The organism is Halosolutus amylolyticus, from assembly GCF_023566055.1.
Lineage (GTDB): Archaea > Halobacteriota > Halobacteria > Halobacteriales > Natrialbaceae > Halosolutus > Halosolutus amylolyticus.
In genome coordinates, this window is record NZ_JALIQP010000001.1 from 1099911 (window position 1) to 1113397 (window position 13487).

Here is a 13487-nt window from a genome sequence, read left to right on the forward strand (position 1 = left end):
ACCCCGGACGCAACGCGATCCGCGAGGCCGATCGGCTCAGTCGGCCACCAGGTCGGCGACTTCCTGCAGCGTCGACACCTCGTAGGTGGGCGTCGTCGAGAGCGCCACGTCGCTGCAGTGCGAGCGACGGACGAACGCCGAATCGAGTCCCGCCCGGTGGGCCGCGATCACGTCGCTCTCGCTGTCGCCGACGTAGAGGGCCGACCCGGCGTCGAGGTCGGCGAGCGCCCGTTCGAGGTAGTGGGGATTCGGTTTCTTCAGGCCGAGACTCTCGATCGTCTTCGGTCGGCCGTAGTAGGTGTCGACCCACGGCTCCAGGTCGAAAAACCACAGGACGAACTCGATCGTGCTGTGGTGGTTGTTGCTCACGATTCCGCAGTCCTGGTCGAGATCCGTGACCGCCGTCACGTCCCCGTAGCGGTCGCGAGACCCCGCACGGAACTGCTCGAACTGCGATCGCTCGTCGTGGCGCTCGCGTGCGTCCCAGAGCGAGGTCATCTCGATGTCGTAGGTCGAACAGATCTCCCGGAGTCGATCGACGGTCACGCCGGCGACGAGGGCGTCGACGTCCCGCTGGTCGGGGTCGTCGACGCCGAGTTCTCGGTACGCGGCCCGTACTGCCTCGGTCTGGGTTTCGAACGCGGGCGGTTCGACCAGGACCCCGTCGCTGTCGAACAGGATCGAATCGTATGCTATCACTTGTGTGGACAATCCAGCGGAACGAAGTAATTGTTTCGTCGACCAGGAACCGAGGGCTGTCCAGCACGCGCCGATCGCCGATCAGCAGGTCGAGAAGCCCCCGTCGACGACCAGACCGTGGCCGCTGACGAACGAGGCCTCGTCGCTCGCGAGGAACAGGATCGCGTCGGCGATCTCCTCCGGTTCGCCAAGGCGCTTGAGCGGGTAGTCCTCGGCCATCGCCTCGCGGGCCGCCTCGGGGTCGTCCTGGGCCGCCAGGTACTGCTCCAACAGCGAGGTGTCGGTAAAGCCCGGACAGACCGTGTTCGCTCGTACCCCGTAGGGGCCCGCCTCCGCGGCGATCGCACGGGTCAGGTTCAACACTGCACCCTTGCTCAGCGAGTAGGCCGCCTGCTTCGGGAGGCCGAGGATGCTCGCGAGCGAGCCGACGTTGACGATCGAGCCGCGGCCCTGTTCTTTCATGTGCGGGAGGGCGGCGTGACAGCCGTTCCAGACGCCCTTGACGTTGACGTCGATGACGAAGTCCCGCATCGAGTCGTCGGTGTCCTCCAGGCGGGCCGAGGGGTGGCCGGTCCCCGCGTTGTTGACGACGACGTCGAGGCCGTACTCCTCGGCCACCGCGTCGACGACCGCGTGGAACTGCTCGCTGTCGGTGACGTCGAGATCGTAGAACTCAGCCTCGGCACCCGACTCCCGGAGGCTCTCGGCGACGTCCTGCCCGCCGTCGGTGTCGATGTCCGTCACGATCACCCGCGCACCTTCCTCGGCGAACCGCTCGGCCGTCGCCTTCCCGATGCCCGACGCCGCACCCGTGATAAGCGCTGTCTCGTCTTCGAGTCGCATACGACCGCAATCGGACGGATGATACATAAATTCGTTCATTATTTAACCGATAATCGAAGACGATGTTTGCAGGAATCGCCTCTTTAGGAAACAGTGGTAAGAACGTCGGCGAGGGACGGCCGCACCTCGCCGACGGCGTCGTTCCAGCGGACCGGACCCGGAACTCGATCGGAGGATCGAGCGGTTCCGCGTTCGTTCGACCGTCTCCCGTCGTGCTCTTATGTGTGTGGGTGTCTAGCTAGTATCACGCTGTGAGGAGAATACGATGTCCGAACTGCAAGGGAGCGAGCGGGAACGAGGTCGGAGGGGAGTTGCTCGGCCCCGAAGTCAAACGCGAATTCGAATGTGAAAACTGCGGTCACACGTGGGCCACGGTGGTCTGATGACGTGTCGGCCGTCCCGATCGCCGCGTCGAGAACGGTGCCGTCACCGGTGCCGGCGAGAGGGCGATCTCAGTACTCGCGCAGTTCCTTCAGCACCGCCTCGGCGCTGCCGTCCGCGATCGCGTCGCGGGCCGCCTCCAGTCCGGCGTCCAGGTCGTCGACGTCCCGGCGGGCGTACATCCGGAACGCGGCGTTGAGCGCGATCGCGTCGGCGAACTGGTCGTCGCGATCGCCGGCCAGCACCTCTTCGGTGATCGTCGCGGAGTCGGCGGTCACGTCGTCGACGTTCAGGTCTTCGCTCTCCATCTCCATGCCGTAGTTCGCGGTCTCGATCTCGTAATCCTCCAGTCCGTCGCCTGCTCGCGGCTCGTCGCCGCTCGCATCGTCCGAGGCGCTACGCGCCTCGCTCTCGTTCCACTCGGCGACCTTGGTGTAGCCGGGACGGATGTCGTCGTAGCCTTCCATCCCCTGGAAGAAGATCGCGCGCGAGTAGCCCAGTTCCGCGCTCTCGTCGATCAGTTCGACCATCTTCTTCGCGAACGCGAGGTGGTAGAACGAGCCGAGGTGGACGTCGGCGTTCGCCGGGTTGGCGACCGTCTCGATCGTGTTGACGAACGTGCGCACGCCCATCTGGTCGCGCCGATCGTAGAGGTCCTGCACGCCAGGGTTGAACGCGGGCTGGTAGTAGAAGCCGAACCCGGTCTCGTCGGTCATGTCGGCGCTCTCGGCGGGCGTGAGGTCCGTCCGGACGCCGAGTTCGTCGAGGACGTGCTTGTACGCCGTGGCCTTCTGGGTCGGGACCCGATCGCCGGAGTGGACCACGACGGGCGTACCCGCCGCGGCGGCGACGAGGCCGGCCCCGACGCCGAGCAGGGCGGAGGTGTGCTTGCCGTCGTAGTTCGCGCCACAGTCGATCGGATCGCAGTCGGGTTCGGCGGTGACGACCGACTCCTCGCGCATGACGTCGGTGTAGGCCGCCAGCTCCTCGGGGGTGTTTCGCTTCCAGCGGTTGGCCAGCCAGAAGGCACCGAGGGTCGTCTCGTCGGGTTCCCCCGCGAAAATGCGCTGCATCGCTTCGCGCGCCTGCTCGCGGCTCATGTCGTCGGCCGACTTCGGGCCGGAGCCGACGACCGCGGTCATCAGCCGTTTGAGCGGCCACTCGCCGAACTCCTGGGATGTCTGCGCCATGGGCGGCAGTTCGGATGGAACCCGCAAAAGCGTCCCGCTTCCGGCGTCTCCGCTCCCCATCAAATGGGGGGTGGCGCGGTGAACTCCCTACAGCGTGATCGCCATCATCACCTCGTCGATGTACTCGTCGCCGAGTTTGTAGTGGTCCTCGCGCACTGCCTCGGTCTTCCAGCCCCGATCCTCGAAGAACTCGATCGCGTCATCGTTCGTCGAGGGGACGCTCTGGTAGACCTTCTCGTGGTCGCTCGATTCGGCCCACTCGAGAGCCCGGTCGAGCAGTCCGCTCCCGATCCCGATGCCGCGGTACTCCTCCAGGACTCCAACGGTGAGTTCCGCAGTGTGGGCGAGTTTCTCGAGGTTCGGGACGTGCAGGTGGGCCCAGCCGACGACCTCGCCGTCGACGGTCGCCACGAAGAACATCCGGGACTCGAACTCGTTGTGCCGGAGCAGGACGTTCTCGTGGTCGAGTTCGTCCGCGACGCTCTCGGCCTCGATGTAGGTCATCTCCTCGACGACCTGCCGCATCGCGCCGACGATGCCCGAGAGATCCTCCTGTCTGGCCGGCCTGATCGTGACGTCGACGTCCTCCGCCGTGAACTCCTCGCCCGCCGCCTCGACGTCGATCGCGATGCGCAGGGTACCGTCGTCGTCCTCCTCGAGGTAGCCGTCCCGCTTGAGGATCGCGACGTTGTGCTGGAACGCACGTGAATACTGGGGATCGCCCGGCGGATCCGCCGGGAACAGTTCCTCGCGTGCGTCCTCCCGATCGACCGCGCCGTGGGCCTCGACGTAGTCGTAGATCTGTTCTCGCTCGTCGCCCTCGATCGAGATTGGTTCGGTGAGCTCCATGCATGCTGATAACGATACCCACAGTAATAATCGTTGTAGTCGGTTCTCCGTCGCCGCGGGTCGAACCCCGTTCGATCGGGCCCACCGCCTGCGGAGAGCCGAAACCCATACAGTGACGTTCTCCCTAGACCCGCCAATGAGCAGTCTCTCGGGGGACTGGCGCGAAGCGATCGACGACGTCGACGCCGCGATCGTCGACGGCTACCAGAGCGGGTTCCCGATCGAGGAACGGCCGTTCCGTCGGGTCGGCGCGGAACTCGGGATCGACGAGTCGGCCGCGCTCGATCGGGTCCGGACGCTCTCGGATCGGGGTGTCTTCCGCCGGTTCGGGGCCGTCCTCAACCCGCCGGTGATCGGATCGTCGACGCTCGCCGCGGTGCAGGCTCCCGACGATCGGTTCGACGAGATCGCCGAAACCATCAACGACTACCGGCAGGTCAACCACAACTACGCCCGCGACCACGAGTGGAACATGTGGTTCGTCGTCACGGCCGGGTCGCGGGAGCGGCGCGACGAGATCCTCGCGGAGATCGAGGAGCGAACCGGCTGTGCCGTGCTGAACCTGCCGATGCTGACCGACTACTACATCGACCTCGAGTTCCCCGTGGTCAACGCCGATCGGTTCGCACGAGAATCGCTGGAAGAGGGAACCGATTCATCCGCTACTCGCATCAGCGAGGAGGCCGCGGGCGACCTCTCGTCGTTCGAGGCCGACCTCCTGCTCGCGATCCAGGACGGGTTCCCGCTCTCGCGGACGCCCTATCGCGACGTTGCCGATCGGATCGGGACCGACGTGGACGACGTGCTCGCGGGGATCGAGCGGCTTCGAGACGACGGCTGTATCAAGCGCATCGGCTGCATCGTCAACCACGTCGTCACCGGCTTCGACGCGAACTGCATGGTGGTCTGGGACGTGCCGGACGAGCGCCTCGACGACTGGGGTGAGCGCGTCGGCTCTCTCCCGTACGTCACGCTCTGTTACCACCGGCCGCGCCGGCCCGAGCACGACTGGCCGTACAACCTGTTCACGATGATCCACGGGCGCGACCCTGCCGCCGTCGACGAGAAGATCGACGAACTGGCCGCCGACCACCTGCCGGTCGAGCACGAACGCCTCTACTCGACCGAGACGCTGAAGCAGACCGGCGCTCGGTACGAGGACCTGGTCGGACGCTGATCGGCGAAGGCTTATCGAACCCGGCGTAGTCGTCCGGCGTGTGACCGATGCGACGATCACGGAGTCGCCTGCCGACGCCTATCGCGGCGAGCCGACCCGCGGGAAACTCCTCGAAATCGCGGCCTACTACCTGTTCATCGGCATCGTCGGGTTCGGCGGGCCGCTGGTCCACATCGCGATGATGGAGGCCGACCTCGTCGGCGAGGACAGCCGCGAGTGGACCGACGAGTCGACGTTCATGGAAGGGCTCGCGATCTGCAACATGCTTCCCGGCCCCGCGTCGACGCAACTCGGGATCTTCATGGGCTGGCTCTACGCCGGGAACCCCGGCGCGATCGTCGCCGGCTTCTTCTTTATGCTCCCGACGTTCGTCGTCGTCGTCTTCTTCTCGTGGCTCTACTTCGCCTACCAGGCACTGCCGTCGGTGACGGCGCTGTTCTACGGCATCAACCCGGTCGTGATCGGGTTGATCGTCGGCGCGTCGTGGTCGATGGCCCGGAGCGCCTTCGCCGAGGGACGGCGCGACCTCGAGTTCCAACTCGGCGACGAGACGGTGTCGATCGACTACCTGCTGGTCGGATTGCTCGCCGCCGCGATCGTTGCGACGGCTACGCTCGGCACGAATCCCGTCGTCCAGTTCGTCGTCGCCGGCGCGATCGCGGTCGCGATCTACCGCTCCTCGTGGGTCCGGGCGAACTGGCGGCGCGTCTCGCTGTGGACGATCGGCGGCGGCGTCGCCGGCGTCGCGTTCGCGCTCCGGGATCGGCTGTTCGACCTCCTCGGGCCGGCGGCGCGGCGGACGATCGAGGCCAGCCCGCTGTGGGGACTCCTGCTCGCGATATGGGCGAACCCGTGGGTGAAGCTCTTCGCGTTCATGGTCTACACCGGGTCGTTCATCTACGGCGGCGGACTCGTCCTCATCCCGTTCATCGAACTCTACGTCGTCGGGGAGTTCGGCTGGATGACCGGCCGCGAGTTCGTCGACGGGATCGCGATCGGACAGCTCTCGCCCGGGCCGGTCGTGATGACGACCGCGTTCGTCGGCTACAAGCTCATGCTCGACACGTATGGGCTGGTCTCGATCGCGATCCTCGGCGCGTTCGTCGCCATGGTCGGCGCGTTCGGCCCGTCGTTCGCGTTCATCATGGGGTTCTTCCCGTACTTCGCGCGGGTCCGGGAGAACGACGTCGTCCAGTCGGCGCTGATCGGCGTCAACGCCGCGGTCGTCGGCGCGATCCTCGGCGCGACCGTGACCCTCGCCGCGGAATCGTTCGTGGACTTGTTCACGGTCCTGCTCGCCGCCGTGACCTGCGTGCTGTTCGTCCGCGGGCTCCACGCCGCCTACCTCATCGTCGGCGGCGGCGCGATCGGGACGGCGTGGTTCTTCCTCGTGCTCTGACCGGCACGCCGTGCTCTGACCGGCACGCGGCCGTTCGCGCTCGCACGATCGCGATCCGGCCGGCGATCACTCGATCGCCGCGGCCACGAGTTCGATCGGCGTCGGCGGCTCCTCGTCCGCGCCGGGGCGGTTCTCGAGTTGGGTTCGGCAGGAGGCCCCGGGAGCGACGACCCGCTCGCCGTCGCTGTCGGCGACCTGGTCGTAGAGGATGCGGGCGATCGCGTCGCTCATCGAGGCGTGTTCGGTCTCGTAGCCGAAGCTCCCGGCCATCCCGCAACAGCCCGAGTCGAGGGGGTCGACGGCGTAGCCCGCCCGCCGGAGGACGCCGACGGCGTGATGATCCTTCCGGGTCGCCTTCTGGTGGCAGTGGCCGTGGTAGGTCAGGGTTGGCCCGCTCTCTGGGTCCCGGTCGAACGCGATCGAGTCGTCCAGCCGGAACGTATCGAGGTACTCGCAGACGCCGTAGGTGGCGTCCGCGACCCGGTCGACGGACTCCCCGGTGAGCAGGTCGCGGTAGTCCGACTGGAACATGACCGCGTCGGAGGGTTCGATCACGACCACGTCTCGGCCGTCCTCGACGAGGGGCGCGAGCGTCCGGACGTTCGTCCGGGCGGCCTCGCGGGCCGTCTCGAGGAACCCCTTCGAGAACGCCGGCCGGCCGGTGTCGCCGAGGTCGTCGGGGACCGTCACGTGGACGTTCGCCGCCTCCAGCACGCGGACGGCCGCCTTGCCCGCCTCGGGGTGGCTGTAGTTGGTGTAGGTGTCGGGGTAGAGGACGACGCGCCGATCGGCCGCGTCGGGATCGACCTGCGCCCCGCCGCGGTACGCGAACCAGTCCCGGAACGTCGTCGCGTGGAACGTCGGGAGCGGGCGATCGGCGGCGATGCCGACGGTCGCGTCGAGCAGCGTGCGAGCACCCGGGAGTTTCGGGAGGACGTTCGAGAACGGCGCGAGTTGGGACCCCCACTTCGAGAGGGTCGCGACGTTGGCGAAGAGCCGATCGCGGAGCGTCGACCCGTTTCGCTGGTGGTACTCGTGAGTCACTTCGGCCTTGAGCTTCGCCATGTCGACTTCGCTCGGGCAGTCGATCGCACAGCCCTTGCAGCCGATGCACAGCCCCATCACCTCCTCGACGAACTCGTCGGTGAACGCATCGCCGGGCGCCAGATCGCCGCTCATCGCTCCCCGGAGCGCGTTCGCCCGCCCGCGGGTGGCCGTGATCTCCTCGCGGCTGGCGCGGTAGGTCGGACACATCACGCCGCCGGTCGTGGACTGCTCGCCGCGGCAGCCGCCACAGCCGTGACAGAGTTCGACCATCCCCTGCATTCCGTTGTCGTTGGTCCACTCGAGTTCGGGGTCGAACCCCGCCTCGAACTCGTAGTCGGGGTCGAACCGCAGGTGCTCGCGCAGGTCCGTGGGGTCGTCCTCCCGGAAGACGACCTGTCCGGGGTTGAGGAGCCAGTCGGGGTCGAACGCCGTCTTGAGGTCCTTGAAGATCTCCCAGAGCCGATCGCCGTACAGCTTCCGGTTCCACTGGGTCCGGGCGCGGCCGTCGCCGTGTTCGCCGGAGACCGAGCCTCCGAGTTCGACGACGAGGTCCGTCACGTCGTCCGCGATGCCGTGAAGCTGGTCGAGGCCCACCTCGGTCTTCGTGTTCACGAGCGGGCGGACGTGGAGCACGCCGGGACCGGCGTGGGCGTAGAAGCTCGCATAGGTGTCGTGAGCCTCGAGAATTGCTTCGAAGCGTTCGACGAACTCCGGGAGCTTCGCGGGTGGAATCGCGGTGTCCTCGATGAACGAGATGTGCTTCTCGTCGGTCGTTCGCGAGAGCAGGATCGGCAGGCCGGACTTGCGGAGTTTCCAGAGTTTCGCGCGCTCCGCGTCGTCGTAGGCCTCGAGCGCGTCGATCGCGAGCGGCTCGCTATTACTGCTCGGCGCGTCCGCGGCTGGTTCCCCGGCAGGCGTCGCCGATGGAACGCGATCGGCCAGCAGGCCGGCGACCTGCTCCCTGCCGTGATCGGCGTCCGCGGCGTAGAACTCCACGAGGAGGACGGCGTTCGTCCCCTCGGGGAGCATCCCGGTGACGGGGCCGAACTCCGCGGTATCGCGGGCGAGGTCGATCAGCACGTCGTCTAGCACTTCGACCGCCGCGGGATCGTGTTCGAGGATCGTCTCGACGTCCCGCATCGCCTCGTGGAGGTCCCGGTAACAGAGCAGGGAGACCGCCTTGGTTTCGGGTACCGGTTCGAGCGAGACCGTCGCCTCGGTGACGATCGCGAGCGTCCCCTCGCTGCCCGCCAGGAGCCGCGCGAGGTTGACCGTGCCCGGCTCGCCGCCAGCTTCGGGGGTTTCACCGCCTTCGGTTCGCGACGACTCCGCCGTCGCGCTCTCCTCACTACCCGGCAGCGGCTCGCCCCGGACCTCCGCGACGAGCCGATCGAGGTTGTAGCCCGAGACGTTTCGCTTGAGATCGGGGTACGTCTTCTCGATCAGGTCGGCGTCTTCCGCGAGGATCCGATCGATCTCGGCGTAGATCCGACCCTCCAGGTCGCCGTCGGGATCGGCCCGCCGGGTGATTTCCTCGAGCGTGACCTCGCTGAACGTCGTCACCGTGCCGTCGGCGAGAACGGCCTCGCACTCCTCGATGTAGGCGTCGGTCTTGCCGTACACGAGCGAGTGCGATCCAGTCGAGTTGTTCCCGATCGCGCCCCCGATCGCGCTCTTGTCGCCCCAGGCGGGGTCGGGTGCGAACTTCAGGTCGTGGGACGCGAGGGTCTCGTTCAGCGTCCCGAGGATCGTGCCCGGCTGGACCGTCGCCGTCCGGGACTCGGGATCGATCTCACGGATCTCGTTCATGTGTCGCGTGAAATCCAGCACGACGGCCCGGTTGACCGTCTGGCCGGCGAGGCTCGTCCCGCCACCCCGCGGGAGAACCGGAATCCCCCGATCGGCGCAGTACTCGACGATGCCGACGACGTCGGCCGTCGACTCGGGGGCGGCGACCGCGATCGGGGTCACCTCGTAGGCGCTCGCGTCCGTCGCGTACAACTGGCGCGAGTAGGAGTCGGCACGCACCTCGCAGTCGACGACCGCCGTCAGGTCCGCGACGAGCGCCGGGCGATCGACGTCGTCGCTCCGGTAGTCGTAGTTCGCACGCCGGTCGGCGGCCGGGTCGGCGCTCGGCTCCGTGGCCATACCTGCCTCTTGCCACTGGGCGGCTTAAACGGTCGGCATTATCGGCAGACGGCTGACGACGGAGAGGGAGTGATCGAAGGAAACCGTGGCCCCGTCGTTTTCCCACGTGCGCCCCCGGGGCCCCGTCCGGGTATCGGACGGTAAACGAGCGTAGGCGCTCGCCGGTCACGAACTGACTGCCTAACTGGTTGGGCAGATCTCCGCTCGGCTCGCGCCCCGCGGATCGCTCACCGATGGCCGATCGACGATGTGCGATAAAGTACCAATATAGAATTATGAGAACATAACATACATGTTGTACGATTGATTGTGGCCTGAATATGTCCCCATCCGACTGACAATGTCGGCAATATCGCCTTCTATCCGGGATTCTGCTTCTGCTCGGCAGCTATTTTGAACCATCGTCTAAATCCGTCTGTAGTCGACTAAGATAGCGCTATATCCGTCTAAGCCGGTGTTCGATCGGCAGTTGGTGATTCTATTGGCTGAGCGTTCGAAAACATTCTCTATCTATCTACTCTTCAAATTTATATGGAAGTTTGTATATCAACTAGGTGGTTTTTCTTCGGTGAGGATGCCCGTTCGCCGGGACCTTTCGTTCGGGTGGATCGCCGCAGGAATTCGCCACGCCTGCGTTCGGGCCGCTCGTACGGACTCCTGTACGCCAGTTCCGGCGCAATCGCGACCGTCCGGCGGTTGCGCCGGGAACTCGGTACCGCAGACCGTCTCAGTCGAACGTCGGGGATCGCCCCTCGAGGAACGCCTCGACGCCTTCTTCGTGGGCGTCCGTTCCGTACGCGAGCGTCTGGACGTGGGCTTCCCGATCGAGTCCGTCGCGCCACGATCGGCCCAGGTTGTCGTGGATCGCCCGCTTTGCGAGCCCGACGTTCTCGGTCGGCCGGGCCGCGAGCGTCGCGAGGAGGTCGTCGACCCGATCGTCGAGTTCGTCGTCGGGCACCGTCTCGTTGACGAGTCCCAGCCGTTCGGCCTCCGCGGCGTCGACCAGTCGGCCGGTGAGCGCGAGTTCCTTCGCTTTTCGCAATCCGACGAGTCGCGGCAGCGTCACCGTGGCGCCCGCGTCGGGAACCAGGCCGACGTTGACGAACGACGCGCCGAATCGGGACGACTCGCCGGCGTAGGCGAAATCCGACGCCGCGACCAGCGAGAGCCCCGCACCGACGGCGTCGCCGTCGACTTTCGCCACGATCGGGACGGGACTCGTCAGCGCCCGCTCCGCGACGCGGCCGAGGGTGGTACGGACGCGATCGTACGCCTGCTTCGGGGTTTCCTCGCGCTCGGCCATCGCCTCGACGTCGCCGCCCGCGCTGAACGCCTCGCCCTCCCCCGCGAGGACGACGGCGTCGAGTTCGGTCGGGTCCAGATCCGCAAGGGCGTCCGCGAGTTCGCGCGCGACCGTCGCGGTGAACGCGTTTCGAACGTCGGGTCGGTCGAACGTGAGGTGCCGGACGCCATCAGCGTCGTGGACGTGCATGTGATATCGTGCGTCGGCGGGCGACTTCAACGTCCGCGTGGTCACGCGACCGACCGGCCGGCCGAGCGCGATCGCTCCCGGTGGTCTCCGCCGACCCCGGTCCGCCGGCGATCGGCGGTCAGGTCACTCCTTGCGGTGAATGAGGAACTTCATGTCGCCCTGGAAGACGACGGTATCGTCCTGGTTGGTCATCTCGGTGTCGAGGACGACGATCCCCGCGTCGTCGTGGTCGACGTCGTTCTTTTCGGTGACCTCCATCTCCAGCGAGATCGTGTCCCCGATGTAGACCGGGTTCGGAATGTCCATGTAGTTCATCCCGAGGAAGGCGTAGGCCGTCCGCTCGACGATCCCCGATCGGTAGACGAACCCCGTCGCGTGGACGAACGTCATCGGACCGTGGGCGATGCGGCCGTCGAACGGGCCGTCTTCGGCGTACTCCTTGTTGGTGTGAAGCTCCGTCCAGTCCCCGGCCAGCGCCGAGTGCATGACGAAGTCGGTCTCCGTGACGGTGCGTCCGACGCTCTGGAACTCCTGTCCCTCTTCGAAGTCCTCGAAGTGATGCGGTTCGTAACTGTATGCCATACGTAGACATCCAAACCACCGTACAAATAAGTTACTTCGACTGATACGGTTTACTGTGAGTAGTTACCGCCGTGCCGAGACGGATCGTCGGTCTCGACCGGTGAGTACGCGCTTTGCTCCAGCACCGAAGAAAATAGTCACAGTAATCCGTATGAGGGATGCGGCGGATCGTCGGGAGATTGATACTGGATTTCCCGATGGACGACCGTCCGGCCACCCCGGCGTGTGCGGATCCAGCAGCGACTGGTCTCCGGAGACCCTCGTCGACGGCGGCCGTCGTCGTCAGGCACGTGGCGGCTGGCGGACCGATCGACTACCGACTCCCCCGGCGCGATCGGGATCAGCGGCCGACCGCGGCCGCTACCGGTGATCGTAGACGCGCTTGACTTTCCCCACCTCGGTCCGTTCGATGCCGCCGGGATCGGCGACGATCAACTCGTCCGGCGTGAACGAGAGGACGTTCTCGAGTCGGGTGAGCACGCGGTCGCGCAACTCCGCTTCGGCGACGTCGACGTCCGGTTCGCGCTCGATCGTGAGTTCGAGGCGATCGAGGGCGTCCTCCCGGTAGAGGTCGATCCGGTAGTACGGCGCGATCGCGTCGAACTCGAGGACGACCTCTTCGATCTGGCTGGGATAGAGGTTGACCCCGCGGACGATGAGGAGGTCGTCGGCCCGGCCGGTGATGTTGTCCATGCGAACCATCGTCCGGCCGCACTCGCACTCGTCGTACGTGAGCGTGGTGAGGTCGCCGGTGCGATACCGGATGGCCGGCAGGGCCGCTTTCGACAGCGTCGTCAGTACGAGTTCGCCCTCCTCGCCCTCGGGCAGGGGTTCGCCGGTTTGCGGGTCGATCACCTCGGGGTAGAAGTGATCCTCCCAGATATGGAGCCCGTCCTGGGCCTCGTGACACTCGTTGGAGACGCCGGGGCCGATGATCTCCGAGAGGCCGTAGATGTCGATCCCGTTCGCCCCGAGTCGCTCTTCGATCTCCTCGCGCATCGGATCGGTACAGGGTTCGGCACCGAAGATGACCGTCGAGACCGGCAGTTCCGTCGGATCGATCCCCATCTCTTCGGCCGTCTCGGCGAGGTACAGGGAGTACGAGGGCGTACACGCGATCGCGTCGCTCTCCAAGTCCTGGAGTAACTCGACCTGTCGCTGAGTCTGGCCGCCGCCGATCGGGATGACCGTCGCCCCGAGTTCTTCGATCCCGTAGTGAAGGCCGAGGCCCCCCGTGAACAGCCCGTAGCCGTAACCGTTCTGGACCGTATCACCCGGTTCCACGCCGGACGCGACGAGGCTCCGGGCGACGACCTCGCTCCACACGTCGAGGTCCTCGGCGGTGTAGGAGACGATCTTCGGCTTGCCTGTCGTCCCCGACGAGGCGTGGATGCGGCGGATGTCCTCGTCGTCGACGGCGAAGAGGCCGTCGGGGTACTCGTCGCGGAAGTCCGCCTTCGTCGTGAACGGCAACTGCTGGATGTCGTCGATCGTCTGGACGTCCCCCGGCGCGACGCCGGCCTCGTCGAACGCGTCCCGGTAGTACTCGACGTTCTCGTAGGCGTTGCGGACCGTCTCTCTGAGCCGTTCGTTCTGCAGTTCCCGAATCTCTTCCCGCGGTGCCGTCTCGATCTGCGTGTAACTCATCCTCGTCCACCACTCTTCCGTGCCCCGACAAAA

At 66.4% G+C, this 13487-nt stretch carries 10 protein-coding genes; 2 read left to right on the forward strand and 8 right to left on the reverse strand.

What is annotated here, in order from left to right; all coding sequences use genetic code 11:
• Positions 1–36: 36 nt before the first annotated feature.
• From MUN73_RS05330 to MUN73_RS05345, 4 genes are all read right to left on the reverse strand, one after another.
• Positions 37–699, reverse strand: a complete 663-nt coding sequence (locus MUN73_RS05330; RefSeq protein ID WP_250139394.1) for an HAD family hydrolase — start codon at positions 697–699, stop codon at positions 37–39.
• 81 nt (positions 700–780) lie between these two features.
• Entirely contained in the window at positions 781–1542 is a 762-nt protein-coding gene (locus tag MUN73_RS05335; protein WP_250139395.1) for an SDR family NAD(P)-dependent oxidoreductase, read from the reverse strand.
• A gap of 452 nt (positions 1543–1994) precedes the next feature.
• Positions 1995–3113 (reverse strand): anthranilate phosphoribosyltransferase, encoded by a 1119-nt coding sequence (locus MUN73_RS05340; RefSeq protein ID WP_250139396.1) that lies wholly within the window; start codon positions 3111–3113, stop codon positions 1995–1997.
• 87 nt (positions 3114–3200) lie between these two features.
• Positions 3201–3962 carry a GNAT family N-acetyltransferase gene (locus MUN73_RS05345; protein ID WP_250139397.1) on the reverse strand — a complete coding sequence of 254 codons (762 nt, stop codon included), beginning with the start codon at positions 3960–3962 and terminating at the stop codon, positions 3201–3203.
• A gap of 136 nt (positions 3963–4098) precedes the next feature.
• Here MUN73_RS05345 and ahbB point away from each other — a divergent pair, with 136 nt between their 5' ends.
• Positions 4099–5139: a siroheme decarboxylase subunit beta gene (ahbB, locus tag MUN73_RS05350; protein WP_250139398.1), complete on the forward strand. Its 1041-nt coding sequence runs from the start codon at positions 4099–4101 to the stop codon at positions 5137–5139.
• A 40-nt stretch (positions 5140–5179) separates the two neighbouring features.
• Positions 5180–6538, forward strand: a complete 1359-nt coding sequence (chrA, locus tag MUN73_RS05355; protein ID WP_250139399.1) for a chromate efflux transporter — start codon at positions 5180–5182, stop codon at positions 6536–6538.
• Between the two features lie 66 nt (positions 6539–6604).
• Here chrA and MUN73_RS05360 read toward each other — a convergent pair whose 3' ends face one another.
• The 4 genes from MUN73_RS05360 to paaK form a co-directional block, all read right to left on the reverse strand.
• A complete protein-coding gene (locus tag MUN73_RS05360) occupies positions 6605–9733 on the reverse strand; it encodes an FAD-binding and (Fe-S)-binding domain-containing protein (RefSeq protein WP_250139400.1) in 3129 nt (1042 codons plus the stop codon).
• Between the two features lie 727 nt (positions 9734–10460).
• Positions 10461–11225 carry an enoyl-CoA hydratase/isomerase family protein gene (locus tag MUN73_RS05365; protein WP_250139401.1) on the reverse strand — a complete coding sequence of 255 codons (765 nt, stop codon included), beginning with the start codon at positions 11223–11225 and terminating at the stop codon, positions 10461–10463.
• A 123-nt stretch (positions 11226–11348) separates the two neighbouring features.
• Positions 11349–11807, reverse strand: coding sequence for a MaoC/PaaZ C-terminal domain-containing protein (locus MUN73_RS05370; RefSeq protein WP_250139402.1), 459 nt, complete (start codon positions 11805–11807; stop codon positions 11349–11351).
• A gap of 360 nt (positions 11808–12167) precedes the next feature.
• Positions 12168–13454, reverse strand: coding sequence for a phenylacetate--CoA ligase PaaK (gene paaK, locus MUN73_RS05375; protein WP_250139403.1), 1287 nt, complete (start codon positions 13452–13454; stop codon positions 12168–12170).
• Positions 13455–13487: the final 33 nt, after the last annotated feature.

Bases quoted from the DNA above. Each gene is read 5' to 3' on its own strand.
- MUN73_RS05335 (WP_250139395.1), bottom strand. From the start codon at position 1,542: ATGCGACTCGAAGACGAGACAGCGCTTATCACGGGTGCGGCGTCGGGC.
- MUN73_RS05340 (WP_250139396.1), bottom strand. From the start codon at position 3,113: ATGGCGCAGACATCCCAGGAGTTCGGCGAGTGGCCGCTCAAACGGCTG.
- MUN73_RS05345 (WP_250139397.1), bottom strand. From the start codon at position 3,962: ATGGAGCTCACCGAACCAATCTCGATCGAGGGCGACGAGCGAGAACAG.
- ahbB (WP_250139398.1), top strand. From the start codon at position 4,099: ATGAGCAGTCTCTCGGGGGACTGGCGCGAAGCGATCGACGACGTCGAC.
- MUN73_RS05360 (WP_250139400.1), bottom strand. From the start codon at position 9,733: ATGGCCACGGAGCCGAGCGCCGACCCGGCCGCCGACCGGCGTGCGAAC.
- MUN73_RS05365 (WP_250139401.1), bottom strand. From the start codon at position 11,225: ATGCACGTCCACGACGCTGATGGCGTCCGGCACCTCACGTTCGACCGA.
- MUN73_RS05370 (WP_250139402.1), bottom strand. From the start codon at position 11,807: ATGGCATACAGTTACGAACCGCATCACTTCGAGGACTTCGAAGAGGGA.
- paaK (WP_250139403.1), bottom strand. From the start codon at position 13,454: ATGAGTTACACGCAGATCGAGACGGCACCGCGGGAAGAGATTCGGGAA.